Annotated in this window: 22 protein-coding genes and 1 pseudogene; 6 read left to right on the top strand and 17 right to left on the bottom strand. The window is 40.8% G+C overall.

What is annotated here, in order from left to right:
- The 5 genes and pseudogenes from EGV91_RS06720 to dptF form a co-directional block, all read right to left on the bottom strand.
- Positions 1-2,005 (bottom strand): annotated as a pseudogene (locus EGV91_RS06720) (DNA phosphorothioation-dependent restriction protein DptH); the annotation flags it as partial.
- A gap of 35 nt (positions 2,006-2,040) precedes the next feature.
- On the bottom strand, positions 2,041-2,415 hold the full coding sequence (locus tag EGV91_RS06725; RefSeq protein ID WP_135501954.1) for a hypothetical protein: 375 nt from the start codon (positions 2,413-2,415) through the stop codon (positions 2,041-2,043).
- Positions 2,416-2,456: 41 nt separating this feature from the next.
- On the bottom strand, positions 2,457-2,807 hold the full coding sequence (locus tag EGV91_RS06730; protein ID WP_135501956.1) for a hypothetical protein: 351 nt from the start codon (positions 2,805-2,807) through the stop codon (positions 2,457-2,459).
- The gene (dptG, locus tag EGV91_RS06735; protein WP_135501958.1) at positions 2,788-4,206 is read right to left on the bottom strand and encodes a DNA phosphorothioation-dependent restriction protein DptG; all 1,419 of its coding nucleotides are present in this window, start codon (positions 4,204-4,206) and stop codon (positions 2,788-2,790) included. The genes EGV91_RS06730 and dptG overlap by 20 nt, the downstream gene beginning before the upstream one ends.
- 6 nt (positions 4,207-4,212) lie before the next feature.
- Positions 4,213-6,582, bottom strand: a complete 2,370-nt coding sequence (gene dptF, locus EGV91_RS06740) for a DNA phosphorothioation-dependent restriction protein DptF (RefSeq protein WP_135501960.1) — start codon at positions 6,580-6,582, stop codon at positions 4,213-4,215.
- 182 nt (positions 6,583-6,764) lie between these two features.
- Between dptF and dndB the strand changes: the two genes are divergently transcribed.
- From dndB to EGV91_RS06765, 5 genes are read left to right on the top strand one after another with little or no spacing between them, the layout of a single operon-like run.
- The gene (gene dndB / locus EGV91_RS06745; protein ID WP_135501962.1) at positions 6,765-7,868 is read left to right on the top strand and encodes a DNA sulfur modification protein DndB; all 1,104 of its coding nucleotides are present in this window, start codon (positions 6,765-6,767) and stop codon (positions 7,866-7,868) included.
- Entirely contained in the window at positions 7,865-9,457 is a 1,593-nt protein-coding gene (gene dndC / locus EGV91_RS06750; RefSeq protein ID WP_135501964.1) for a DNA phosphorothioation system sulfurtransferase DndC, read from the top strand. Before dndB ends, dndC begins: the two co-directional genes overlap by 4 nt.
- Before the next feature lie 23 nt (positions 9,458-9,480).
- Entirely contained in the window at positions 9,481-11,466 is a 1,986-nt protein-coding gene (gene dndD, locus EGV91_RS06755; protein WP_135501966.1) for a DNA sulfur modification protein DndD, read from the top strand.
- On the top strand, positions 11,463-11,834 hold the full coding sequence (gene dndE, locus EGV91_RS06760) for a DNA sulfur modification protein DndE (protein ID WP_135501969.1): 372 nt from the start codon (positions 11,463-11,465) through the stop codon (positions 11,832-11,834). The genes dndD and dndE overlap by 4 nt, the downstream gene beginning before the upstream one ends.
- A gap of 6 nt (positions 11,835-11,840) precedes the next feature.
- A complete protein-coding gene (locus EGV91_RS06765; protein WP_135501971.1) occupies positions 11,841-12,959 on the top strand; it encodes a cysteine desulfurase family protein in 1,119 nt (372 codons plus the stop codon).
- 76 nt (positions 12,960-13,035) lie between these two features.
- Here EGV91_RS06765 and EGV91_RS06770 read toward each other — a convergent pair.
- From EGV91_RS06770 to EGV91_RS06795, 6 genes are all read right to left on the bottom strand, one after another.
- Positions 13,036-14,363 (bottom strand): IS3 family transposase gene (locus EGV91_RS06770; RefSeq protein ID WP_135501973.1). Its coding sequence is split into 2 segments (ribosomal slippage): positions 13,036-13,985 and positions 13,985-14,363, totalling 1,329 coding nucleotides; the frame shifts between segments, so codons are not numbered across the junction.
- A 141-nt stretch (positions 14,364-14,504) separates the two neighbouring features.
- A complete protein-coding gene (locus tag EGV91_RS06775; RefSeq protein ID WP_135501975.1) occupies positions 14,505-15,488 on the bottom strand; it encodes an HNH endonuclease domain-containing protein in 984 nt (327 codons plus the stop codon).
- A 34-nt stretch (positions 15,489-15,522) separates the two neighbouring features.
- Entirely contained in the window at positions 15,523-15,846 is a 324-nt protein-coding gene (locus EGV91_RS06780; RefSeq protein ID WP_135501976.1) for a nucleoside triphosphate pyrophosphohydrolase, read from the bottom strand.
- Positions 15,847-15,886: 40 nt separating this feature from the next.
- Positions 15,887-18,778 carry a DEAD/DEAH box helicase gene (locus EGV91_RS06785; RefSeq protein ID WP_135501978.1) on the bottom strand — a complete coding sequence of 964 codons (2,892 nt, stop codon included), beginning with the start codon at positions 18,776-18,778 and terminating at the stop codon, positions 15,887-15,889.
- Positions 18,779-18,785: 7 nt separating this feature from the next.
- Entirely contained in the window at positions 18,786-19,190 is a 405-nt protein-coding gene (locus EGV91_RS06790; RefSeq protein WP_135501980.1) for a (deoxy)nucleoside triphosphate pyrophosphohydrolase, read from the bottom strand.
- A 24-nt stretch (positions 19,191-19,214) separates the two neighbouring features.
- Positions 19,215-19,775, bottom strand: a complete 561-nt coding sequence (locus tag EGV91_RS06795) for an HU family DNA-binding protein (protein WP_135501982.1) — start codon at positions 19,773-19,775, stop codon at positions 19,215-19,217.
- 218 nt (positions 19,776-19,993) lie between these two features.
- Between EGV91_RS06795 and EGV91_RS06800 the strand changes: the two genes are divergently transcribed.
- Positions 19,994-20,422 (top strand): hypothetical protein, encoded by a 429-nt coding sequence (locus EGV91_RS06800; protein WP_135501983.1) that lies wholly within the window; start codon positions 19,994-19,996, stop codon positions 20,420-20,422.
- Between the two features lie 106 nt (positions 20,423-20,528).
- Here EGV91_RS06800 and EGV91_RS06805 read toward each other — a convergent pair whose 3' ends face one another.
- From EGV91_RS06805 to larE, 6 genes are all read right to left on the bottom strand, one after another.
- Positions 20,529-21,320 carry an SDR family oxidoreductase gene (locus EGV91_RS06805; RefSeq protein ID WP_135501986.1) on the bottom strand — a complete coding sequence of 264 codons (792 nt, stop codon included), beginning with the start codon at positions 21,318-21,320 and terminating at the stop codon, positions 20,529-20,531.
- Complete coding sequence (locus tag EGV91_RS06810) at positions 21,320-22,228, bottom strand: fumarylacetoacetate hydrolase family protein (RefSeq protein ID WP_135501987.1); 909 nt, start codon at positions 22,226-22,228, stop codon at positions 21,320-21,322. The genes EGV91_RS06805 and EGV91_RS06810 overlap by 1 nt, the downstream gene beginning before the upstream one ends.
- Before the next feature lie 252 nt (positions 22,229-22,480).
- Positions 22,481-23,140: a HoxN/HupN/NixA family nickel/cobalt transporter gene (locus EGV91_RS06815; protein ID WP_135501989.1), complete on the bottom strand. Its 660-nt coding sequence runs from the start codon at positions 23,138-23,140 to the stop codon at positions 22,481-22,483.
- Positions 23,141-23,161: 21 nt separating this feature from the next.
- Positions 23,162-24,553, bottom strand: coding sequence for a nickel pincer cofactor biosynthesis protein LarC (gene larC, locus EGV91_RS06820; RefSeq protein ID WP_135501991.1), 1,392 nt, complete (start codon positions 24,551-24,553; stop codon positions 23,162-23,164).
- Positions 24,534-25,229: a nickel pincer cofactor biosynthesis protein LarB gene (gene larB, locus EGV91_RS06825; protein ID WP_135501993.1), complete on the bottom strand. Its 696-nt coding sequence runs from the start codon at positions 25,227-25,229 to the stop codon at positions 24,534-24,536. Before larB ends, larC begins: the two co-directional genes overlap by 20 nt.
- A 120-nt stretch (positions 25,230-25,349) precedes the next feature.
- Positions 25,350-26,183 carry an ATP-dependent sacrificial sulfur transferase LarE gene (gene larE / locus EGV91_RS06830; protein ID WP_135501995.1) on the bottom strand — a complete coding sequence of 278 codons (834 nt, stop codon included), beginning with the start codon at positions 26,181-26,183 and terminating at the stop codon, positions 25,350-25,352.
- Positions 26,184-26,198: the final 15 nt, after the last annotated feature.

Here is a 26,198-nt window from a genome sequence, read left to right on the forward strand (position 1 = left end):
TTTTGTAACTATTACTACCATTATTCCCCAAATTAGAAGCGAGCTCATTTAAATAAAAAGCCGTTGAAACAAGCAGATTGTCTTCTTCTACTTGATATCCTTTTATACCAAAACCACTTTTATACCATTCTTCATCTTTCATAGAAGGTATACTTGTATACAAACCTTCCATTGAGATTCCCGTATTCATCTTTTTAACAGATTGAATCGCAAACTCTTGTTGAGCATGCATTTTATAAAATGAAATATGTGCATATTTCATTTTTGCCAAGTTCTCTGTTTTATAAAACAATAAATTCTCTCTTATTAACCGTAATACATCTTCGGACTCAAGGCCTTCTACCTTGCTCAAATTAATTCCGTATTTCTCTTCAAAATCTTTAGCTGAGGAAAGAAATACAAATTCATCGAAAGCTGAATCCTCACTGCTTGTTTTATATAAATTTACTTCCAATGGCTTTATATTAATCTTCTTGCTTATAATTTCTTTAAGCATCCATTGTAATATGCCTTTAAGAACTTCTTTATCATTCTCAATATTAATTACGTTAATTTTGAGAGGTGCATTTGATTTATCAATGAATAAATAAGCAAAATGCTCTCTGAACTGTACCAATTTATCAGTTACTAGTTTTGCTAAATATTGACTTGCATCCGATACAGTCACTTTCTTAACCGATTTAAACATAATCCATTCGGCTGCTGACAGCTGGTAATCAGATTTATATAACTCATTACTGCTTATATCAGAAATATAAGGAATTAAAGCTTCAGCACTTAATCTTTGCGAGATACTGCTATCTACTTCTTCTTGTTTAAGCAACTCAAACATTTTAAGCTTATAAGCCACCATCAACGGATGGAAGGGAGTAAAATAAATCATATCTTTAGATGAAAGAGTTCCAAGTTTAAATAAATCTATACCCTTTTTCCCGGCTGGCATTCCCTCTGCGAAATTTGCTATTTCCTCATTATAAACATTTATATATTCTTTAGCCCTTTTTTCAACAGCCTCAGTAATAGTTGAGAAGCTAGATATAGTGTTTTTTATTTTAAAAACGTTCAAGTAACGGCTGTATGCCTCATTTAAATTTTCACTTAATGATATTTCTTCTTGTATAAGTTCTTCTCCAAGAATCTTCCCGTGTCGGTAACCATCTTTAATCCACTGTTCTTCCCAATAGATAAATTCCCTGTATTCGGGATGTATATAATACTGGCGATTTCCTAGCTCTAATTTATTATTTTCTTTAAACCATTTTACGTCTTCTCTTTTTTCTCTAATCTGCTCCCATAGTTTAGCGCCCACAATTGGCACTGAAGACTGAAGTGAGCTTTCCAACATTATCTTTAGTGGAACGTGTTCAAAGATCAAAGTGAAAAAAAGTTTTTCATCATCATTAAATGCTTGAGATTGAGGACTTAAGACTATAGTTTCTTCACTTGTAAATTGGATGACTTCATCATTTTTTACAATACTTATAAACTTTTCAGAAGGTCCATTACCAAAGCTCAATTTACCATCTTCATAGTTTAACGCGATGAATCCTTTTTTGGGCTCGATTGCATAAGATGACTTAATATCTTTAAGATAATGAGCTTGGAAAGGAACGACCAAAATATTAAATTCAGCCCCAAGAGCGGTTTTCTTTCCATGTTGATATTTTAATTTTAAAAAGAGCGGTTGAGTTGAAGAATTTGTTATTACTCCAGAAATATAATTCTTTCCAACATTTACACTTAACTTGTTCTCATCTTTTATATCATATGTAAGATGAGATACATCCATTTTTTTGATTCTTCCCTGCAATTCAAAATCAATCCTAAATTCCATATCAGATATGGCCTTAGGATTAAAAATTATTATATTTCTCTTTCTCTTTCCCGATGCAGTTTCTGTTATAGATCGATCCCATATCTCTACATCTTCTTGTATATCAAATTTTTTATAAACTACTTTGATATCTTTTAAAAGAGATACATATTCCTCATGAAATTTATTCACAGTGGAAAAAGGGATTTCCTCCCATCCTTCATTTTTTAATTGTTTAGCTCCATATGGAGAAAACTTTTTTTGCAGAATATCTTCTTCATAATTAAAATCATGCGTTTGTTTAACAAATTCAAAAAATCTCGATTTAAATCTAATCTTTTTTGTTGTTCTTTTCCATTGAATGTTTTCAAATTTGAATCTTTAAACAACCCGAATTTAGCATAATCTTCGTCTTCAATTTTTCCTTTTCGAAGAGTAGTAAAAATATCTTCAAATTCAAAAAAAGTGATTCTTTGCACTTCTTGTTCTCTTAACAATTTATTTAAATTGTCGATGAGTACAATTTTTTCTGTTTTATCTAATTCACTTTTTTCTATTTTGTTTTTTAAATCTTGGAAAATAGAGTTAGGGTGAAGAGGCATACTCTCTTTTTGAAGATCACTGCTGCCTCCTTGAATAGAATCTAGTTGCTCAGAAACAATACTGAGAAGAACAGTATATTTAAATTCTTTTTTTGTTCCCCCACTAAATTTCTAAGTGTAACAAGAAAATCTGGTTTAACATCCTTTGATGTATTTGCGATCACTAGTTTAATTTGTCCAAACGGAAGTGCAAAAGTTTGGTAAACCTCTCCTAAATGATGCTGATAAAAAAATTCCTCAACTCCATCGTGCTCCTTCATAACTTGTACTAGATTTTCTACATCAATAGCCTGATCTAATCGCAGGAAAAACCTGTCTCCTGCATTCAATTCTATATTTTCGAAATGTTTTATAAGAATAGAAGTTATATATTCATAAAATAGGTTTGACATACTGCGAATCACCACTATCACTTTTTTTGTCGAGAATATTATGTGAATCTAAAAGTTTTACAAGTTCCTGCCGAGAGTAATAATCCAAAGCAATGCCCCGCTTTTCCAGTTCTTTATATAACTGATTCAACGGGATTCTTTCTTCCTTCACAGAAACCGCCACTAGCAATAATGTGAAGTCATGTTTTAAGTTTAAAACATAGCCAATGCCTCCTCTACTTTTTAAAAATACTGAAGCCGCTAAATCTTCAATACTCTTACCATATTTACTTGCGACTTCAGAACTGGTTCCTTCCTTCACACATTCAAAGTAAGCTTTAAATGCTTTTTCTAAAGTTCCTGCTTTTTCTGGCGTTCTAATTCCCCTCCATTTAGTATATTCAGCTATTAAATCATTCATATCGTTCAATAATTCTAAAGAATAATCTTCTCCCTTCTCTGTCGCTTTCTTATATAGTTTGTGGTAAGACATAACAGGCAAAGGTTCTTCTTCAAAATAATTATCATTCCACTTGTTATGACTCAATTGCGAAAGAGTATGAATATGAGGAAATAAATTTTTGGCTCTTCCTTGAATAAATTTATATCCTCTCAGCGGATCTGCTACTTTTCTTCTTTTAGTAATAGACTCCCATTCAAATGCATAATAAAAAGGCTGTATTCTATCCATATCTCCATCTTCAAATTGCTCAAAGTTCCACAATAATTGACACGCATATAAAAAAGTATAGTAATGAGTCAGTTGTGGGAAGGTTTGAATAAAATATTCTTTATGTTTACTTAAGAATCTTAAATCTTCTTTGTAAAGTTGAGAAATGGAAGGTAAGAAAGGCTGATATCTTTCTTTTGGAAAACTATAATCTGTCTTTTTCTGCATTAATATATCCAAATTAGTAATAATTAATTCCGTCAAAATATCATCAGTTTCTTTATTAATAAAGAAATTTTTTATTTCTTGATCTTTTTGCAATAGAACGTCTTGTAAAAACCGAGCGTACTTTCCAGCCTCTGTTGATATTTTTTCTTCAGTTGCAACAAAATTAAATAGATAAGGATGAATTGTATTCAAACGTTTTTGATTAAATAAATATTCATCTATAAATTTTCCGAAGTCATGTCTCGCTTCATCGTCTTCAAAGTCAATCTCAGATGCTATATATTCACTAAGAATATTAATGTTCGATTTATTTTCTCGTATGTCGCTTGATATGGCCATTTCGTCCACTCTAATCTCAGTAATATGTCTGACGTAGTCACCACTTATTTTATGAAATTCAGTGTTTAAGTTAGTTGTTCGTTTCGTAGACTGAAATGGTAATACATCAACCACCCGTCCTATATCGTGATTTTTTTTTGTAAAAATCCGTTCCTTCAAATCTTCTAAATCAATTATTCCCAATATTATCTACCACCTTCTAAAAACTATTGAACCGAAATCATCGCGTTTAATTTTATAATATTTATTTTCATGCGAAAAATTAACTAGTAACTCTTTATTTTTGTCACCAAAATTCAATACTTTTTCAAGGAATTCCGTAAATTTAATTGCATCTTCTTCATCACCTTTATTAGGTCTGTAACCATCGGAAACTTTTTCCAGAAGTGAATAAAGAGGATAGTCAATATCCAATAATGCTTCTTTAGATAAGTCCTCTTTTTTATAACCTACTGGTATAGATGACTTGAATGTGTAAAGAATAGAACCATTTAGCTGTTTAAATGGATAAAGTACTGGCTTTACCGTAAATTTTTGCCCTATTTTATATTTATCAAGCGGATGGCTCATGAGGATATAACCTTTTTCAATCGCACCTTTCCATTGATATAAAATATTTTTGAAATTCTCATAGAACGCTTTAATCTTTTTTATATCGCCTGTATTGAAATGAAAAAGTGAAAGCATATAGGCTTCATATACTTCATCTTGAAGGACCTTCGAGAAATTGGAATTTGTTAAAAATATAATTCTTATAAATCCTTCAAAGTACTCTGAAAACAGTTTAGGTACTAACTCGCTATTTGTCTCAAAGTCTTTCAGCCAATTTCTTGATGTTTCATTTTTTATATATTCATCATTAATAGTTTTCCAATCGCTTAAAGTATTTAACTCAATAATTAATTGATCTGTGACTGATGTTCTAGTATGGATAGGATCAAAATAACTGAGACTCTTTAAAATTGGAGAACGATCAGCGTTATCGAATAACAAAGTCGGAAGAGCATTTTTAAGTTTTTCGAAATCAGTTAATTTTTTGATTTGAACAAGATTTTCGCATATTAAGATATCTGCAACAAAGTTTAAAAAGGCTCTTGTAGAAATCACCAATTTCTTCTTAACAATAGTTTGGATGATTAAGGAAATAACTTGCTTCTGAACAAATTCATTTTTTAAAAAATCGTAATTTTCATGAAGCATTGTCCGATAATTATTTTGCTCATCTCTTTTAGAAGCCATATAAAAAGGGTTGTTCGTTTCTTGCTTGCAAATCTTGTGCAGAATAGATTGGTAGAATTCTGAGACCGGTCCTTCTGCTGTCAGCTCGTAAGGATGGTAATCTGTAAAGTTAAAGAGATTGAACTGGTCCAATTCATAGTTTGTAACAATATTTTGCGAAAAAAGATTACTGCTTTCCACAAATTTTTTCAACTTATTAAAGCTGGCAGATTGATGTTCATAATTTATAAAGTTGTGCAGTACGCCCAAATTAATAGCTAGTATTACTTTTTGGTTTGCTGTATCGATATTTTCATCCGAGAATGGATTCAAAAGCTCTTCTAATGTTTCCAACGCATCTTTTTCCGGCGAAAAACTTTCAGTGGCATCATTATGAATAAAATATTCATTCATCATTTCCGGATATTTTTTGTTCATATACGCGAGTAAATGTGATTTCCCATCTCCAACACTTCCGCATAAGAGAATTAAGCTGGCTCCATTTTTCTGACTTTGATTTTGGAGAGCGCTCTCTAGATCTTTTTGAATTTTTCTGTCCACATGCATATATTCTTTAAATCCGCTAAACTCATTCGCATTTTCAATGGCCTCTTTTGCAGAATCTTTTAATCGGGAGATTTCTTTTAATAAAGAGCTATCTTCATCCACTCCGATTACAGTTTCTTCAATGCCAGGCAAAACGTACTCTTCTATTTCCTCTTCTAAACTTTCTTCGACTTCGACTTTCTTTGTATGCCTTGTTTCAATATTTCCCTCTTCTACTGGAACTTCCTCTTCAGTATTTATACCTTTGTTGGTTTCGTTGGATGAACCGGTTGGAGACAATAAGCTCTTCTCTAAAATAGTTTTCATCATATTTTCCATTTCTATTAAACGGGGATCTACGCCCGGTTTCGGATGCGTGTAAGTCGGTACCACTTCTTGTTCGGACGTGTAAGTTTCATAAAACCATACGGCAATTTTGTACATATCTTTATGTAATTGAAAAGCTACCGTGATATCATCATACGTCCCATCATGGGCCGCTTTATTTCCCGAACGACGAATGGTATCAAAAGAGTGTTGAATTTCTTTTACAATTAAGCCGTTGTTAGAAATATAAAGAACTTTGTCATAAAGAGAAGAAATATAAGTTGTATCAATCTCTTCAATTTTAAAAACTTCTTTTAAAACTTCTTCTGCAAAAAGCCTCGCCTTTACGATCGCACTTGCTGAATCTGTATAGATGAGTTGCTCCATTTTCAAAGCAGCTTGGGTTGCATTTGGCAACGCATTACTAAGGAACTGGAATAAAAATTGATTTTGATTTTGACTATGCAAAATAATCACTCCGATGTCTTATATCATTAGTATAATTTTAACATAATTCTGCTTATAACTAGGAGGTTTATTCTATTTCTTTGTATAGAATAAATGTTCGTATTCTGAAAGAAAATAATTGAAGATCTAATAAAAGAAGCATATACTAAGAATATATTACGTACGTAAAAGGAGAAAAGTCTATGGATTCTAATTTTAGTTATACTTTTCCAGCCCTAAAAGGAATGCAAGCCAATAAAGAATATTATGTTGTTATGTGCCCTTTGAGGATTATCCCTAAGATTTTTCTTTTTGACGAAGAAGAAATTCCGCCAGAGCACAGAGCTCAACGAATTTTAAATAAATCCCGCATACCTGAAATGACAAATTATATAGTAGAGAACCAAAAAGATTATGTCTTTTCTTCTATTACTGCTTCAATTGACGGGGAAATTGAATTTTTACCATTCGATAAAAACCCTGCTTCCCAAGATCTAGGACAGTTAAGAGTTTCTTTAGATTCTAGATTTTTGATCAACGATGGCCAGCATCGCAGAGCTGCTATAGAAGAAGCTTTAAAGATCTCTCCTGAATTAGGCAATGAAACGATTTCTGTCGTGTTTTTCCACGATGTCGGTCTTAAGCACTCCCAGCAGATATTTTCTGATTTAAATCGACACGCAGTCAATACGACTTCATCAATTGGTATTTTATATGATTATCGGGATCGTTTAGCGATGATTACTAAAGATATTATTACTTCAATCCCACTTCTAAGTCGGTATACAGATAAAGAACGAGTATCTCTATCTAAAAATTCACCTAAAATTTTAGCTCTTAATCATATATTTAATGCTAATTTAAAACTTTTAGGAAAAACTAAAGGTGATGAAATTACTCCTGAAGAGGAAACTTTTTTAAAGGAATTTTGGCTGCTGCTTTGTGAATCCATAGTAGAATGGAACATGGTTCTTAAAAAAGAACTTTCTCCAAGAGACCTTAGAGCAAATTACATTCTTGGCCATGGTGTATTTGTTGAAGCAATTGGAATGCTCGGAAACTACTTGAAAAATTATCATGAAGATGACTGGAAAGAGTATATCAAGAAATTATCAGAAATCGATTGGAGCCGAAGCAACACAGAAGATTGGCTCGATCGATCATTTAATCAGAACGGCCGAATCCAAAAAACTTCCTCTACGATCCTGCTGACTTCAAATCGGATCAAGCAATTACTTGATTTGCCTTTAACATCAGCTGAGACACAATTAGAGAACAAATTCTTCAATGGAGGTGCCTCAAAATGAGTACCGGAATCATAAGCAGTTTTTTAAATAAAGAACAATCTTTTATAAATGAAGCAAAAGAATATATTAAAAAGGCTTATAAAGAAGACGATCGCCCTTGGGTTGTCGGCTATAGCGGAGGAAAAGACTCAACAGTCGTCGTCCAACTTGTATTTGAAGCTTTAGATGAGCTGCCTAAAGACGAACTGCACAAAAAGGTATATGTCATTTCTTCTGACACCTTAGTAGAAACCCCTTTAATAATAAATTCAATCAATCAGACACTTAGAAGGATCCAAGACGAGGCCCTTGTTAGAAAATTGCCTATAGAAACACATAAAGTTAAACCAATCATGTCTCAATCATTTTGGGTCAGCATCATCGGCAAAGGCTATCCTTCTCCGAATCAGCAATTCAGATGGTGTACGGACCGCTTGAAAATTGATCCGGCTAACCAGTTTGTTAAAGACAAAGTTTCTTCATTCGGAGAAGTTACGATGGTATTAGGCGTTCGAGAAGATGAAAGTGCCACGAGAGGAAACTCTATTCGATCACATACGGTTGACGGAAAGACATTCATGAAGCATTCAACTTTATCCAATGCTTTTGTCTATGCGCCTATCCGCCACTTCACATTAGACGATGTCTGGGATTATCTATTGAATTACCCTTCTCCATGGGGCGATGACAATCATGATTTGCACCAGCTTTACCAAGATTCCAATAGCGGCGAGTGCCCGCTTGTAATAGATAAATCCACCAAAGAAAGCGCAGGCTCTTGTGGCAACAGCCGTTTCGGCTGCTGGGTTTGCACAGTAGTCAATGAAGATAAAGCGCTAAACGGATTTATTCAAAGTGGACATGACTGGATGAAACCATTACTGGACTTCAGAAACTGGCTTGCTGACATTCGAGACGTCCGCACCATGAGAATGAAGTATAGAAGACACGGCCAAATTTATTATAACGACGTGAGAATTGAAGAACGCGACGGTGAGCAATTTGTTTTCATACCAAAGAAATCCAATCGTGCTAAACAATTCGTTCCAATCGAGCAGTTTGAGCAAGTAAACAAATCCGAACTGAATGAATATCTTACAAAAAACAATATTGATCTTAGCCAAGGCGAAATCCCACAAATTCTAGTCATTTCAGAAGAAGAAACATTAGATGGGGAAACGGTAAAAAAATACTCTCAATTAGGTTTGGGACCTTATACATTAGAAGCGCGCAAAGAAATTCTCTCTAGACTGCTTACTGTCCAGAAGAATTTAAAGCATCCTGATGATCCTCATTTTGAATTGATCCGTACAGAGGAATTAAAAGAAATTCGCAAAATCTGGTTTGATCATGGCGACTGGGAAGATCCGCTGCCTCAATTATTCCAAGACATTATGGGATATTCGTTAGATTGGGAAATGGACGATCGCCCGCTATTCGACAAAGAGCAGATCTCAGATCTAGAACTTCTTGCTGAACAATATAAAGTTGATATGAATACCATCAAGAAATTGGTTTCAATTGAAAAGGACTATGCGGGTTATAAAGTTCGCCGTGGATTAATGGACGAAATTGGGAAGACTTTAAAACAAGATTACTTACATCTCTGATTACAGAAGTTGAGGCGAAAAAAATGATACTTAATGAAATTCAATTAACAAACATCGGCGCTTATAGAGGTAACAACACCTTTGACCTTAGGACTACCAGTAATGCCAATGTTATTTTGATAGGCGGCGAAAATGGAGCAGGCAAAACCACCCTGCTTAATGCCATTAAAGTAGGCTTGTTCGGCTCCTTTGGATTCGGCTATAAAAATGACAGCGCAGACTACTTTAAAAGAGTCAGCAGCATTCTAAATAACACAGCAAAAAAAGTTGGTGAAAATAATTTTAGAATCAAATTGCACTTCACCTTAGTTGATGGTTATGAAAAAACGGATTACCTATTGTATAGACATTGGAGATTCAAAAATAATAGCTTAAAAGAAAATTATGAGCTGGTGGCAAACGGCCACCACCTTTCAGACCAAGAAAGAGAATTCTTCCAGTCCAAACTAAAAGAAGTCATGCCACCTCAATTGCTTGATCTTTGCCTGTTTGATGGAGAAGAAATTTCTAGAATTGTAAATGAAGATCTGCTTTCCAGCTACTTGAAAAAACTTTCTAAAGTTGTTTTTAATCTCGATATATTCGAGACTTTAGAAACCGACTTAGAAACGTACTCCAATCAGTCAGTGGACTTAAAAAAAATGGAAAGTGCTGAAAGAGAATTATACGATCTCAACATTCGCGAAAAAGAACTCAAAGAACGGATATTCATTTCTTCCGATAAAGTTCAATTATTAAAGTCCCAGCAAGAAACTTTAAATGATGAATACAAACAATTTAAAAATGATTTTGAAAAAAACGGCGGCCTTGCCAAGTCCGTCAGAGAAGAAATCCTGAAAGAAATTAATACTCTGGAGCATGAGAGAAAACAAAACACTGAAAGCATAAGAGATTTTGTTGCTTCCTCTCTGCCTTTCCATTTAACTTTTGATTTACTTGATGATGTGAGAAAACAAATATCAAGCGAGGAATCTCTCCACTTTGCAGAAGTATTAGATACAAAACTTAATAATCAGCAGCTGAAACAAATATTAGACTCTCTAGGCCACCCAGCTTCAGAGTCCTCAATAAACATCTTAAAAGAAGGTCTTTTAACTTCTATTAGACCCGAGAAAGACCTCCCCTTAGTACATGGAGCTTCATTCTCGGAGAGCAGCCTTGTAGAAAATATCTATATTAAAACCGATAAAAGTCTACGCTCAGTTTATATAGAAAAAATAGCAGAGAATAACGAGAAACTTCAAACATTGCGAGTTCTAAGAGAAAAATTAAAGATCAACGATACTACCAACGAGTTCTCCGATATGATTCAGTCGATGGAAAAAATTCAAGGCAGCATCGCGGCGATTACAGAGGATATGAAAGCTGAAGAAACTTTATTGGCCGATCTCAATTCTCAGCTTAATCAAGTAAATATCGGATTGGAAAAAGTCCGCCATCTGTTGAAAGACAGCGAAAAGACTTCAAGCTCGTTTTTAGAATCTCAAAAAATCATTGCACTGAGCCGCCGCTTCAGAGAAATTCAGCTGCAAAAGAAATTGCAGCAAGTGCAATTCGAAGCTTCGATCATGCTAAAGAGAATTTTGCGGAAGCAGAATTATGTCTCTTCCATCATCATTGATCCAAAAACATACGAAGTAAAACTGCTCGATCATGATAAAGAATACCTCGAGAAAGCTACTCTTTCTGCTGGTGAGAAGCAGATTCTATTAATCTCTATTATTTGGTCTATTTTTAAATGTTCTGGCAGAAAAGTACCGTTTATCTTTGATACTCTTCTTGGAAGATTGGATAAAACACATAAAGCTTCTGTTTTAAAAGAATTTATTCCAAATAGCGGAAGACAAGCTATCATTTTGTCTACGGATACTGAAATAGACGAAACTCATTACAACATCTTAAAAGAACATATCGCAAAAGAATATATGCTGGATTTTGACGTAACAAAAAATGCCACTAAAATACACAGCGAGTATTTTCCCTTTAAAGATCGTGAGGTCAAAATATGAATTTCAGATTAAAAACATCAGCTAACGCCCAAGAAAAAATACTGGCTCTGCAAGCCGCCACAGGTTTCACTTGGAACGTGCTATCAAGACTTGCTGTGTCGCTTTCTTTAAACGATCCATCGATGCCGGCTCCAGTTGAAGACAAAAACGGCTTGGAAATACACAGAAATGCCATGACTGGGGAAAACGACTACGTTTTTAAAGCGCTAATTCGCCAGCATGCCATGAGAAACATCAGTGACGAAGAATATTTCCCTAATTTATTTAACGCACACTTAGAAAGAGGGATCAGCATACTCGACAATGAGTACCAGTATGCTGGAAACCACGAAAAGTTCCTTCTGAAGCTTTTAACCATGGAGGTGTAATTCTGCATGCTGTACTTAGACAATAGCGCCACTACAAAAGTAGATCCAGAAGTATATGACGCTATGCTTCCGTATTTACTTGAAGAATTCGGCAATCCCTCAAGCAAATATTATCCACAAGCCGTGAATTCAAAAAATGCCGTGGCAGAAGCCAGAAAAAACGTGGCTGATTTGCTGGGGGTATCTTCAAAAGAAATCATTTTCACCAGTGGTTCAACTGAAGGCAATAATATGATTATCAAAGGCGCAGCTGACTACTATGCCGATAAAGGCAATCATATTATTACAACGTCTACTGAACATCCTTCTGTATTGGAGACTTGCCGGTATTTAGAGACAAAAGGGTTTGAAGTAACCTATCTTCCTGTTGATCAGTTCGGCAGAGTTAGTCTAGATGATTTTAAGAGGTCTTTTAAAGATTCCACGATCCTGGCAACTGTAATTTGGGGCAATAACGAATTAGGGTCGCTTAATAATATTAAAGAGCTCTCTGACTATTGCTTAGAGCAAGATATATTTTTTCATACTGATGCTACTCAAGTTATTGGCAAAGTAGACATTAACTTAGAAGATTTTCCCGGTATCAGCTTTCTTTCTTGTTCTGCCCATAAATTCCATGGCCCTAAAGGCGTTGGCTGTGTTTACATTAAGAAAGATCAATACGATATGCTTACTCCTTTAACTCCTCTTTATCACGGTGGAGGACAAGAAAACAATTTCCGAAGCGGAACTCTAGCAGTACCTGGCATTATTGGAATTGGAAAAGCAGCTGAGTTGGCTAGAGAGAGAATGACAGACAATATTAAGCGGTTAGAAGAAAATGAAGATTACTTAACGAAGATTTTGAAGGAGAAGTTTTCGGATGTTATTGCTTTTAATAATGACGTTTCGAATAAAATCCCTGGCATATTAAATGTCCAATTTAAAGGGATCAATAATGAATTGTTGCTAAAACAGCTAGCTCCTGTGATTGCCGCATCGACTGGTTCTGCCTGTAGTTCGAGTAAGCCTTCTCATGTGCTCCAAGCTATTGGACTTTCGTTAGAACAAATTCGTTCTACTATAAGATTTTCGTTGTCTTTTCAAATTTATAGAGAAGAGTTGGATGTTTTTAAAGAATTGTAAAACAAAAAGAGAAAAACCTCTGTTTTTTGAACTGCGCCCCATTTAATGGACAGTTTATAAAAAAGGTACCCTGCAGCTAGGCTGCGATCAGATGACTTCGGTATTGTGCCGGAGTCATCTTTTTTAGATTCCATTGCTTGCGCGTTCCGTTGTAATGCTCCATGTAATCATCCACCAGCTTCTTCAATTCGGCCAGGCTGGTTGCCTGTTTAACATCGACATCATCTTTAAAGTGACCAAAAAATGATTCAATGGGGGCGTTGTCGAGACAGTTGCCCCGGCGGGACATCGACTGCTTCAATCCCATTTCCTTCACGCGTTGTTGGTATTCGGGATGAGTATAGTGGAAGCCTTGATCGGAATGGATCATCGCTTCTGGGTGGACATTTCCATCCAACGCTTCCTTCAGTTTCTTTAATGTGAGATAAACAATTTCCATCGTGAGCGTCGTCGTGACTTCATAGGCGACGATTTCCCGTGTGGCGACATCTTTCACGGCGGAGAGATACGCCATTTGCCCCGAACGGTTTGGCAGGTAGGTGATATCGGTCACGAACACCTTCCCGGGTTCGTCTTGTTCAAACTCACGGTTTAAAAGGTTGGGACAGACCGCGTGCTCCTGTGTGGCTTTGGCGATTTGCTTATAGGGATTCGCTCGCCGTATTTTGGCGAAAAGATTGAATTTGCGCATGAGGCGCTGAATCTTCTTGTGGTTCATCGGTGTTTCCAATAGTTCCGCGAGGACCATATAAAAGGTGCGATACCCGATTCTTCCACGATGCGCATCGTAGATGCCTTTGAGCAAGAGGTAATCCTGGTAGTCCTGTTCTTCGCGAATGGCATGCTGCTCCACTTTCTCCAACCATGTGTAATAGCCACTCCGGCTGACACCCGCTGTGCGGCAAAGGGTTTCCACCAAATTCTTCAGTTGGAATTTCCGGACCACCGCGTTGATCGCTTCGAATTTTTCCGCTGGTGTCAGATGCGTTTCTTCGCCTGCCTCTCGAGCGCCTCGAGCTTTTTTAGCAACTCATTTTCCGCTTCCAGGTATTTGATGCGCGCTTCCGCTTTCTCCAGCTTTTTCTCCGCCGAAAGATCTTTGGTGGAAGGGCGGCCGGAACTGCCTTTTCCACGGCGCTCCTCGAAGAAGCCTTCTTCGCCATAAGTTCTAAACGTCGCCTGCCAACGATTCAAGGAAGACGTCGCTTTTTTGGATCCGATAACGGTTAAATCAAACCCACCTTCACTAAAAATCTGGGCAGGACTTTTGCCTGTCTGATATTCTTTCACCGCGTGGATTTTGAATGCCGGCGTGTATTGAATCGCTCGATCGGATACAGAAGCGACATTCGGATTCGTCTCCAAAACTCGTTGTTGGTGTTCACTGAAAATGATTTTACTCATGTAATCTTCTCCCGTCCAAGTTAGCTAAATTTAGTATACCGGGGTCTGAAAATAGAAAAAACCCCAAATGGGGTCACTTTTTTTAAAGTGTCCACCATTTGGGGTTCAGTTCATTTGCTGAGGTTTTTCTCTTTTTTTAATTTATGGTGCCCAGCCTTTTTCAAATCCATTCATTTCCGCATATTGGTATAGCTTTTTAAACCTTTGAAATTCATACTTTTCCATTTCACTTTTAACATGAACGTCTCCAACTTCTATAAAATACTGGTTGCGTTCATCTAGTTTTTTCAAATATTTCTCTGAGGGAAGTTTACTTCCTTTTTTTGAGTTTATTGATTGGGAAGTAATAACGAAATTCCAAAGTTCATCACTATGTACGAAACTCCACGGAACAAAATGATCAACAGCAATTGATCTAATTGTGTTAGGCAATATATTATCTGTATAAAAACATTTATTTTCCGAATAGGTTAAAATCATTTTTTGATACTGTTGCAGAGATTCCCGTTTTGTGATGTTTTCAATTTCCACAAGTACAATGCCTGTAGACGTATAAGGATTTTTATCTTGAAGAAATTTAGCTAATTCGTAATTTACTAGTTTAAATATAGAAGTTTGATGCTTAAGTAAAAATTCCCAACTAGAATGTGATAAAGTAATTTTCTTTTCTTTTTTTGAAAATCCATATACGATTCTATTAGTGTCTTCGAAGAGAGCTCCTACGACGTATCTATTAATTATATTCTTTTCGATTTTTTCAACTAACTTTTTCTGATGAATTTCATTTACAGAGTCAAAAGATATACCTTCAGGAATTCTAAATGCTATTTGAAATTCTCTTAACTCTTTTTCAATTTGTGCGTTACGACCTTGGGTATATCCATTACGAATAACTAAATTCCAATACAACTTTGCAAAAGATTGAGCTAGTTGGGTAAATGTAATATCCATTTGGAAATTTGTTTTATATAAATTTTCTAATATTGCTCGTAATAAAGCAAACTTATAAGTAGTAGTTTTTATAGATTTTGAAGAAAGAGTTCTGACTATGACGGACCATAATTGATCATCTGAAACTACCTCGTAAGCTACACTGCCTTCGTTTAATTTCCAACCTTCAGCCATAATCCCCCTCCTTCTGTAAGTTTCTTATGTACTTTTAATCTTCAACCTCGATCAAAAAAATTCGTTGCTCAAAATCTCCGCGTTTCTTAGCTTTAGATTTCCGCACTTCTTCCAATTCTTCAACAGAAGAACCGTGAATCTTCACCGCAGCATGGAGCAGTTCCAAGATGTCCGCAAGTTCTTCTACCGCTTCTTCGTCCGTTTTTGCATCATTGTATTCTTGAAGTTCTTCGCTTAGTTTCTTTTTCAGTTCTACTATATATTCATCTTCTGGCAAAATACGTGTAGAAAATTCTTTACCTGTTTTGGTGATTACATCAGGTATTTGATCGCGTACTAATTTGTTGTAGATAGGCATTAGAAAAATCCTCCTCTAAATCACTGACTCAATAAAGGCATTATATTTCCTCACTCGTAATATACTGATACAACTTACTCTCCAAACCATTCTCCATAACCATTCCCATATGCACTACAGGAATCTCTTTCCCATTCTTATCCTCCATCGTGCTTTGCTCAATCATAGTTTTATCTGGTGCCACTTCCCCTAAATAATAGAAGTCGCCGCCTTCGTCATCGTCTTTTTTAACAAAGAGATGCAAGTCAATTCCTTGTTCTTTTGCATGGATGATTTTGATCACTTCTTCGGACGCCAAAGTCCGGTTGCTTCTTGTCGACCATTTAAAGACTTCGGGATTGATAAAGCCTTCGGTATAGGCCACACTCGATTCGACTTCATCATGCTTGTGATACGTGACGAAGATCGGGCATGTGCCGTGCTTTGTTTTGTAGCCGTAGATGGTTGAGCTTTCGTCACTGTTCCAGTTTAATAACCGGCACGCGTCTTTTCGTGTGTACTTCTTGTACAGCGTTAATGGCTTTTCACACGAATATTGTTCGTTAAGCGCTGCTGCACTGTTTACGATATCGATGAGCATGTCTTTAAAAACTGGATTGATTTTTAAGCGCTCGGTGATTGTTGCGTTAAACGTCCAGTTGGCTGAAGCTTCTCGTATGACAATCGGTTGGCTTCCGTATTTTTTCTGCATTGACTGATTAAAAAACGACAAGTTAAAGATGCGTTCGACCGATTTGAGGGTTTCTTCCTTGGTCGTACATTCTTGTGCGTTTAATTGATGAAGAAACTCTTCTTGCGATACCGTTTCTTCGTTCAGCAGCATTTGGAGCAATAAAACTTCATGCTTGCGCTTGCCGTTTAAAATCTCTTGAGACAACATCGTAATCACTTGTTCTTCACAACTTGATAAAACCGGCTCGATTTCTTTTAATTTCAACAAGAACCGATAATAATTCACGTATTTCCCTACAATGACAAGCGGATCCAATGAATTATGCGTAATGAAGTCTTGGAGTTTTGGCACTTCCCCAAGGCGATTTTTTAATTCGATATACGCATCTCTCAATATCTTCATATCGGTTAAATTGCTTCGCTTGATCGCGTTAAAAACGCGATTCTTTGCGATTTCTTCAAAGTTCACCGTAGACACACCTTTGATGTAACTGGTGTCTTTCATGTGACGGCGAATATTGTCTTTGTTTTGAGAGCGATCGCCAGACAAGGCGACAGGGATCAGGTAATTGTTTTTGTAATTCCCGATAAAATCGATAATTGTGACGTATTCTTTCGAGTCGTGCTTGCGAAGACCCCGGCCGAGCTGCTGGATAAAGATAATGCTCGATTGTGTTTGGCGCAGCATGACCACTTGGTTAATGGTCGGGATATCGATTCCTTCATTGAAGATATCGACCGTTAAGATATAGTCGAGCAAACCATTTTCCAATCGTTCGACTTTGCGCACGCGCTCTTCTTGCGAATGATCCCCTGTTAATGCAATCGTACGCAATCCTCTTGTGTTTAACTCAAGAGACAATTTTTCCGCTTCGTCTTTTCGACTGCAGAACATCAAGCCACGTACGTTATTACCGGACTGCCCGTAATAATTGATTTTTTGTAGAATGTGATCGACCCGTTCATTTGTCACTAGCTTGGAAAACAGCGTGGATTCATCGATCACGCCTTCTTCGTATTCGATGTCTGTTACCCCGAAATAATGGAACGGACACAGCATGTCTTCTTCCAATGCTTCTTGTAAGCGAATTTCGTATGCGACATTGTAATCGAACAGTTCGTAAATATTAAAATCGTCTGTGCGTTCCGGAGTCGCGGTCATGCCCATCAAAAACTTCGGATTAAAATGGTCAATGACTTTTTGGTACGATTTCGCTCCTGCTTTGTGCACTTCATCGATCAAAATATAATCGAAGGTTTCAGGGTCGAGCTGGCGCAGCGTTTCTTCTTTAGAAATCGTCTGAATGGTTGCAAACAAATAACGCGCGTTTGTTTGCCGCGACGATCCTGAAAGAATGCCAAAGTCTTCTTCAGCCCCACCCAGAATTTGAAGAAAATCCGATTTTGCTTTTTGCAAAATTTGTTCGCGGTGGACGATAAACAGCATCCGCTTAGGCGCAAAACTGCGAACATCAAATGCCGACAAGTACGTTTTCCCTGTTCCTGTGGCGGAAATGACTAAGCCCTTGTTGTTTCCGGCTTCACGTACAAACTGGATTTCTTGAAGCGCAGCCTGCTGCATTTTATTTGGCTTGATTTTTAACGCTTCTTCGATCGCGTTCGGTTTATAAATTCCAGGAAATTCGGTTACGAGACTTGTTACTGGATTAGTCGGAATTGGTACATATGTACTTTCGTAATACTGGATCCATTCTTCTGTCAGCGGGATTGAGTCTGCCCATACTTCTTCAAACTGGTTGTTAAAGTGGTTCACTATTTCTCCATTTTCCAGAGAAGTGAGTTTAACGTTCCATTCATAATTCACTTTAAGGGCATTCGCCGTGAGGTTTGAACTGCCTACAATTAAAGAATGATGGGTGTCGTGGTTGAAGATATATCCTTTTGAATGAAATCCTTTTTTATTGGCCAAACGCACTTCAACGTTCGAGATTTTCAAAAGTTCTTTAAAGACCTTCGGTTGATTGAAATTTAAAAAGGTAGAAGTTAAAATGCGTCCTTTAATGCCTTTACGGTTCAAGTCGTAAAAATGCGATTTCAATGTGGCTAAGCCACTTTCTGTGACGAACGCCACGGAGAATAAAAAAGAATCGCAGTGATCCAGTTCTTCAAGTAAGGTGTTCAGTACATTTTCTGTAGCATTATTGACCAGCAGCGTTGGTTTGAAACGCTCGCCACTTTGCAAGGTTTGATCGATAAAGCCTTTGTATAATGATTCTTGCAAGTTTTGCAATACATTCATACTGTCCCTACCTTTGCGCAACAAACGTGCGCGCTATTTTTTCGATCGCTGGAATATCCGCCGGAGCCCATTCTACTTGCTCCAACTCGTTTGGTTTTAGCCATTCAATCGCCATGTGTTCCGTTAATACCGGCGTACCTTCGAGTAATTTGCAGTAGAAAGTTGTTAAATGGACAATACCAAAATCATATTCGTAAACAGTGTGTTCTACTTGTTTACCTATTTCGATTTCACAATGTATTTCTTCTTTTATCTCACGCCGCAAGGCCTCTTGCGGCGATTCGTTTTCTTCAATCTTGCCACCTGGAAATTCCCATAGCTTCGGCAATGCTTTTTCAGTACCACGCTGGGCGCAGAGGATTTTTTCTCCGTCTGTGATGACCGCTCCAACGACATGGATGTTTTTCTTCATGCTGATCCCTCGCTTTTCAACATTCTATAAATACTTCCGGTAATTCCCTCTCAAAAACACACTATCAATTTGGCTCGTATACACTTCCGTGTTCAAAATCCGTTTGCTGATCAAGCGGTTTGCAATGATTTCCGCTTCTCGGAAGTCCAAACTTACGGCATCGGCGATTTTCTGTGTTTCGATAATTGCCGGTTCGTCGGGATTGGCGCTCGCCTCTTTGGCGTTGCGGCTTTCTGCCACCACAAATCGTAACATCTCTGCTTCCTGTTCCGTTACCTTGCCGGCAGACACGAAGTTCTCGATAAAATCGCGCTGGTTGACGATGTCTTTCAGCACTTTTGCCGCTTTGAACTGAGGCGATCTGGATGAAGCGATGGTGATTTCCTCGCCGGTTTGCGGGTTGCGGCCCTTGCGCTCGCCCTTTGACGCGACTTGGAACGCGCCGAAATCGTTGATCTTCACTTCCTGGCCTTTTGCTAACGCGGTCGTGAGCGCTGACAAAATTTCGTTCAACGCTTTCGCGGATTGGTCTTTGGACAATTGGGTTTTATGTGAAATAACTTGAATCAGTTCTTTTTTGTTCATGCGGTGGTTCCTCCTGTGCATATGGCTGAGCCATTATTTTTCTTATCCTTTATTATACAGTGTTTATTATTAGTATATTCACGTATTGAGAGAATGCTTCTATATCAAGAACAAGATTCTTATATTTTTATACTCACAATGGAATTTTCTGTTAATATATTTAAAAGAAGATTTTTCCATTTTCTTCATTTCTCAATATTATTAAGGGGGAATACGATTTGGCAGCTAAAGCAAATTCACAAATGATAAACAAACACGTATTAGAAAATGATTTGGATCTCCGTCAATTATCAAGAAGCATTATTTTTACAAAAGGGAATTTGTTTGTTTTATCCCCTTCTGCTCAAAACGAGTATAATTGGTTTGATTTACGAAGACCCAATTTGGAGCGCTATCAGGAAAAGCCTTACAGAGGTTTTCTTCTAGTACGCTTCTTTGATAAGCTCCTCGTGACCGAGCTCGAACCCTTTGTTAGAGAAATGATGCCAGACGATAAATTTGTGTTTACCAAAACAATCGGTCCCCACTGGAAGTTCCGCATTGTGGTCAAAGGAAATAACTATTCCATTTACAACCAGCAGAATAGTAAAAAGCTTTATCCAATTCGGGAATGTTCTGTTCAAGAACTGAAAATCCTGATCAGATAGGATAAAAATTTCAAACTACAGAGCATTCTACTAAAAAAAAGGCTGCCGTCCCGCTTTTATGCGGAATACGGAAGCCTCTTTAGACCTATTCGTCACCTTGTAAAGCTTATAGTGCCTTAACCAACCCGCCATCAACCAATAACGTCTGTCCCGTTACGTAAGTGTTTGCGCCGGAACACAGGAATACCGCTTGTTTGGCGAATTCGTCAGGGCGTCCGTAGCGGCCGATCGGAATGCTTTTTTCGGTTGCGCTTTTCAGTTCTTCGAAGTTCTGTCCGAGTTTGTCAGCCCGCATCTGGTCGAGCTCCGCCAAGCGGTCCGTGGCGATTCGGCCGGGGCCGAGCGTGTTAATGAGGATATTGTCTTTGCTGAATTCCTGGGACAAGCTTTTCGCCAAGCCGACGATGCCTGCACGGAATGTATTCGACAATAACAGGTTGTCCAGGCTTTGTTTGATGGAAGAAGAAGCGAAATTGAGGATGTGGCCGCTTCCCTGCTCACGCATGAACGGCAGCACTTCCCGGATCGCACGGATATAGCTCAGCAGGTTCAGTTCGTACGCCTTCTGCCATTGCTCATCGGTAAACTGGTCGAATCCGCCCGCTGGCGGGCCCCCTGCATTATTGATCAGCACATCGACGCCGCCGTTTGTTTGGGCCGCATACGCCACAAGGTTTTTGAGGTCTTCCACGTTGGTGACGTCGCAGATTTGATAGGAAACGTTCGGATTATTGGTTTGTTCTTTGATTTCAGCAACGGTCTTCTGTAATTCTTCTTCGTTCCGGCTGCCGATTACGACGTGTGCGCCTTCTCTTGCAAACTCCAATGCCGTTGCTTTGCCTAAGCCTTTGCTGCCAGCCATGACGATGACCGATTTACCTGTTAATCCTAAATCCACTAGAATTCCTCCTCTTTCCTATTAGCTGTTTTTGAAGCTTTCAGATCGGCGCACGGATTGGCGAGCGCCTCGAATCCCTCGATGCGGCATTCCACTTGATCGCCGTCCTGGATGGGGACCGCTCCCGGCGTACCGGTGGAAATGATGTCGCCCGGAAGCAGCGTCATCACTTTGGAATGGAACGACACCAGAAATTCCGGACTGAACGTCATATGGTCGATCGTGTTTTTGCGGTGGACCGTTCCGTTGATAACCGTTGCGACTTCCAGCGCATGCAAATCGCCGATTTCGTCTTTTGTCACGAATTGCGGGCCGAAGCTGAAAAACGTATCAAAGCTTTTGGCACGCGTCAGGTAACGCGGATTTTTCTGCAGGATGTCTTCTGCTGTCATGTCGATGATTGTTGTGTAGCCCGCTATATACGGCATGACGTCTCCTTCTTCCACATCGCGGCACGTTTTGCCGATGATGACGCCAAGTTCCGCTTCCGCCGTTGTCCGTTCCGATTGCAGCGGTATTTCGATGGTATCTCCTGGGCCGATGATCGACGTATCCGGTTTCATGAAGCTAGCCGGTTCGGTGTTTGGCGCTTTTTCACCCAAGTCTGACGCATGGTCAACGTAGTTAAGGCCAATGCCCCAAATCTTCCTCGGCCGCCTGTACAGCGGGCCATATGACAAGCTTTCCGCATCTTCCACCAGAAGTTGGCCGCGTTCGATGGCGGCTTTGCCAGTTTCGTTGAACCAGCGTGTCAGCCCATCGAGCTCACCGGATTCGATCAGCCCGAAAATATTCGTCTGCCAGTTTTCGTTATAGGTTTTATTGACAGCAGCAACCGCAGCAGCCTTGCCGCCGCTGATGATTGCCGCCTGTTCTGCTTGTCCGTTTTGAATCATTGCCAAACGCATCTTCAATGTCCTCCTTCCATATCCCTTCGCTTGCGAGCCGATATCGCAATCTGCGGTTTAACACTCGCCTCGGTTTTCATAAAAAAATCCCTCTGCTGCCAAACAGGAACTCATTCTTCCTGTCTGGCATCGGAGGGATCAGCGCGCAATAGCAAAGCCGGATCTAGTCTGCGCAAACGATCGGCCAACTGCCAGATAAACTGCCCGCCATAACAGGCATTTCATCTGGAAGATTTTAAATAAGACAAGGTTTTAAATCCACAGCCTGAACAGCCCTTCATTGACCCCCAGATTGTACATATAATAGAGCCCGAACGCGGCACTGAGCAGCCCCGCGAACTGGATGAGCGGCTTGTTGATGCTGCGCTTGTTTTTGCTCAGGACAAACGGGATTCCGATAACGGTGTTGAAAAACAGCATGGAGACGATGGTGCCGAGGCCGAATACCAGGATATAGGCCGCTCCCTGCCAAACGCTGTCAACGGTGCCGAGCGTCAACAAAATAATCGCCGCGCTCCCCGCAAGGCCATGGATAAAGCCCATGATCAGCGGCTTGCGATAGGAAAATTTGCCGTCTGCGCCAGCTGCTTGTGTATCGTGATGGCCGTTTTTCCGGTGCGACGCCATCGCTGTTACGCCGAAATAGACGAGCATGATGCCGACGAGAAATTCGAGGCTCATTGCCCATTTGTCAGAGATGCTGATTTTCAGGACGATCAGCAGCATGCCGACGACGAATAGCGTGCTGGTGTGGCCGATGCCCCAAAACACGCCGACGAGCGACGACTTCCACAATTTCTTGCTTTGGCTCGCGATCGTCGATACGCCGATGATGTGGTCCGGCTCGAGCGCGTGTTTGATGCCGAGCAGGAATCCGATGGTTAAGATGGACAATAAGCTGAGTTGTTCCACAGGGATGACCTCATATCTTCTTTAGACTTTTGCTAATGCGCCTGCCGCTTGCTGGACTTCCTGGAAAACGTCGCGCAGCGGCACATTGTGGGCAATTGCGGCGGTTTTCACTTCTTCGAACTCCGGCGACACTTTGATGACTTCGCCGTCCAGGCTGCCCACTTTGACGGTGATGCTGCCGTAAGGGGTGTCGACGGCCTTGAATTCGCGGTCGAGGATGCGCCGCGTCCAATCGGCTTTGCGGACGCCGAATGTGCTCGTCTCGCGCAGCAGGATGTCTTCCAGTACGAAAGCGTGATGCGGCTTCGCAAGGACGGTGATGAGCGTGCCGGGACGGCTTTTCTTCATGGCGACCGGTGTGTAATAGACGTCGAGTGCGCCGGCGTCGAGCAGCTTCTCCATGACGTAGCCGAGCGTTTCGCCTGTCGAGTCGTCAAGCTGGCATTCAAGTATCGTGATGTTCTCGCGCACAGCAACCGTTTCTTCATTGAACAGCACCGCACGGATGACGTTCGGGTGTTCGAAATTCTTTTTGCCCGCGCCGTAGCCGATGTTCTCGATGGCAAGCGCTGGCAAATGGCCATAGTCGTCCGCAAGGGCTTTGAGGAATGCCGCTCCGGTCGGTGTGGTCAGCTCGCCGCGGACGTGAAAGTCGGCGAGCGGAACGCCTTTCAGGATTTCCGCCGTGGCTGGTGCCGGAATCGGATACAAGCCGTGGGCGATCATGATTTTGCCGTGGCCGGTCGGTACAGGCGACGACACGATGCGGTCGACGCCGAGGCTCTCCAGCGCCAGGCATACGCCGATGATGTCGATGATGGAATCCATTGCGCCGACTTCGTGGAAATGCACTTCTGCCGGGTCCATGCCATGTATTTTGCCTTCGGCTTGCGCGATGACTTCGAATACCGCCAGGCTGCGCTGTTTGACGCGCTCCGGCAGCTCGCTGTCCGCAATCATTCCAAGGATCGTCGACGCTTTGCGGTGGGAATGCGAATGATGGCCGTCGTCATGTGCATGTTCATGGCCATGATCGTGGCCGTGGCTATGATCGTGATCATGGGAATGGCTATGTGAATGTGAGTGGCTATGGGTTTCGCCATGGGAATGTGCATGCCCGTCATCGTGCGTATGGGAATGGCTATGCGCTTCGCTGTGTGAATGGCTGTGTTCATGCGGATGGTCGTGGGAATGGCTGTGCGCCGCTTCGCCTGCATCCTGGAACTGCAGATCCAATAGCTTCGCCGAAATGCCGCGCTTGTCGACTTGCTTGACGTCGAGCGTGAACGGATCGAGCGGCATTTTTTTCAAGTGTTCGCTGATGTAATGGATGTCGGCGCCCAGGTCGATCAACGCCGACAGCGTCATATCGCCGGAAATGCCGGATTGGCAATCAAGATACAGAAGTTTCATGGTGGACCCCCTCAGACACTAGTTTCATGATCATGGCGGCTTGGTAAGCTGCGCCGAAGCCATTGTCGATGTTGACGACGCTCATGCCGGATGCGCACGAGCTCATCATGGCGAGCAGCGGCGTGATGCCTTCGAAATGCGTGCCGTAGCCTACCGATGTCGGTACCGCAATGACCGGGCGCTGCACGAGCCCGCCGACAACGCTCGCCAAGGCGCCTTCCATGCCGGCGACAACGATAAGGACGCTCGCTTTGGTGATGTCGTCGCGGTAGGCGAGCAGGCGGTCGATGCCGGCAACGCCGACGTCATAGAGCCGGCTCACTTTGCAGCCCATCCACTCAGCGGTGATCGCTGCTTCTTCCGCCACGAACAGATCGGACGTGCCGGCAGCAAGCACCATCACTTCGCCGCCGAAATTCAGCACCGGCTTGCCGTAAAGCAGGATGCGCGACGTGCTGTCATACACCGCTTCCGGAAAGCGTTCCAGCAAAATTTCCGCTTTTTCCTTGGCAACCCGCGTCACCATGACTTTGCCGTGGCGTTCGATCAGCTTGCCCATGATCGGTTCGATGTGTTCAACCGCTTTTCCTTCGCCGTAAATGACTTCCGGAAAGCCCTGCCGCTCTTCGCGGGCGTAATCCACTTTGCTGAATCCTAAGTCTTCAAAGTTCTCCATGTGCTCACCTGCTGTCTTAGTCTTGGCAATAAAAGCGCTTGGCTTTTATTCCAGAATGCTGTCCGTCTTGCAAAGAAACGAACCCGTCTGAAAAGACCGGGTCCGCCTGTTATTTGTTTATCAATTTACTTTATCGGCCATTTCTTCTTCGGTCAACACTTCGTTCATGCTGCCGGTGCGGTAGCCGCGAAGGTCGATGGAGATGTATTGGAAGCCGAGCGTTGTCAGTTTCAACAGGATCCGGTCGCGGTAGCCGACCAATTTCGCCATGTCGGCAGGTGCCACTTCGATGCGTGCCGTGTTGCCGTGATGGCGCACGCGCACCATTTCGATGCCGAGTTTCGCAATGAATTTCTCCGCTTCGTCGACTTGGCGGATTTTCTCTTTGTCGAGGCGTTCGCCGTACGGGATGCGGGAAGACAAGCTGCACGATGCTGGCTTGTCCCAAACCGGCAGGCCGAGCTCTTTCGACAATTCACGCACTTCGCGCTTGTAAAGGTCCGCTTCCTGCAGCACGCTGCGGGCGCCGGCTTCTGTGCGGGCGCGCAGGCCTGGGCGGAAATCGTCCAGGTCGTCCATGATCATGCCGTCAAGGACATGGTCGTAGCCGAGCTCTTGCGCCAGCTCATTCAAATGGCTGTATAGTAGTTTCTTGCTGAAATACCAGCTTTCCGGCGTATTCGCTGCCACGCCTTCATCTTCCAGTTCCTTGATTTCGGTTTTCAGCACGTTCGCGCCCATGTCTTCCGCCAATTTGACGGCTCCTGCGAATTCTTCTTTGCGGAACAGTTCCGAACCGACGACAACAGCGAGGACGTTGTCCGTTCCAAGTACCTGCTGCGCGCGCTTCAGCACCAAAGTGCTGTCGACGCCGCCTGAGAATGCGACGATGACGCGGTTCATGCCGGATAAGATGTCACCGAGTTTGTGGTTTTTTTCAGTCGTTAAAGTCATAGGGAATTGCTCCTT

The organism is Planococcus koreensis, from assembly GCF_004761975.1.
Classification (GTDB): Bacteria; Bacillota; Bacilli; order Bacillales_A; family Planococcaceae; genus Planococcus; species Planococcus koreensis.

Excerpts from the sequence above, each read along its gene's own strand:
- EGV91_RS06725 (WP_135501954.1), bottom strand. The coding sequence starts at position 2,415 with ATGCCTCTTCACCCTAACTCTATTTTCCAAGATTTAAAAAACAAAATA.
- EGV91_RS06730 (WP_135501956.1), bottom strand. The coding sequence starts at position 2,807 with ATGTCAAACCTATTTTATGAATATATAACTTCTATTCTTATAAAACAT.
- dndB (WP_135501962.1), top strand. The coding sequence starts at position 6,765 with ATGGATTCTAATTTTAGTTATACTTTTCCAGCCCTAAAAGGAATGCAA.
- dndC (WP_135501964.1), top strand. The coding sequence starts at position 7,865 with ATGAGTACCGGAATCATAAGCAGTTTTTTAAATAAAGAACAATCTTTT.
- dndD (WP_135501966.1), top strand. The coding sequence starts at position 9,481 with ATGATACTTAATGAAATTCAATTAACAAACATCGGCGCTTATAGAGGT.
- dndE (WP_135501969.1), top strand. The coding sequence starts at position 11,463 with ATGAATTTCAGATTAAAAACATCAGCTAACGCCCAAGAAAAAATACTG.
- EGV91_RS06765 (WP_135501971.1), top strand. The coding sequence starts at position 11,841 with ATGCTGTACTTAGACAATAGCGCCACTACAAAAGTAGATCCAGAAGTA.
- EGV91_RS06775 (WP_135501975.1), bottom strand. The coding sequence starts at position 15,488 with ATGGCTGAAGGTTGGAAATTAAACGAAGGCAGTGTAGCTTACGAGGTA.
- EGV91_RS06780 (WP_135501976.1), bottom strand. The coding sequence starts at position 15,846 with ATGCCTATCTACAACAAATTAGTACGCGATCAAATACCTGATGTAATC.
- EGV91_RS06785 (WP_135501978.1), bottom strand. The coding sequence starts at position 18,778 with ATGAATGTATTGCAAAACTTGCAAGAATCATTATACAAAGGCTTTATC.
- EGV91_RS06790 (WP_135501980.1), bottom strand. The coding sequence starts at position 19,190 with ATGAAGAAAAACATCCATGTCGTTGGAGCGGTCATCACAGACGGAGAA.
- EGV91_RS06795 (WP_135501982.1), bottom strand. The coding sequence starts at position 19,775 with ATGAACAAAAAAGAACTGATTCAAGTTATTTCACATAAAACCCAATTG.
- EGV91_RS06810 (WP_135501987.1), bottom strand. The coding sequence starts at position 22,228 with ATGCGTTTGGCAATGATTCAAAACGGACAAGCAGAACAGGCGGCAATC.
- larC (WP_135501991.1), bottom strand. The coding sequence starts at position 24,553 with ATGAAACTTCTGTATCTTGATTGCCAATCCGGCATTTCCGGCGATATG.
- larB (WP_135501993.1), bottom strand. The coding sequence starts at position 25,229 with ATGGAGAACTTTGAAGACTTAGGATTCAGCAAAGTGGATTACGCCCGC.
- larE (WP_135501995.1), bottom strand. The coding sequence starts at position 26,183 with ATGACTTTAACGACTGAAAAAAACCACAAACTCGGTGACATCTTATCC.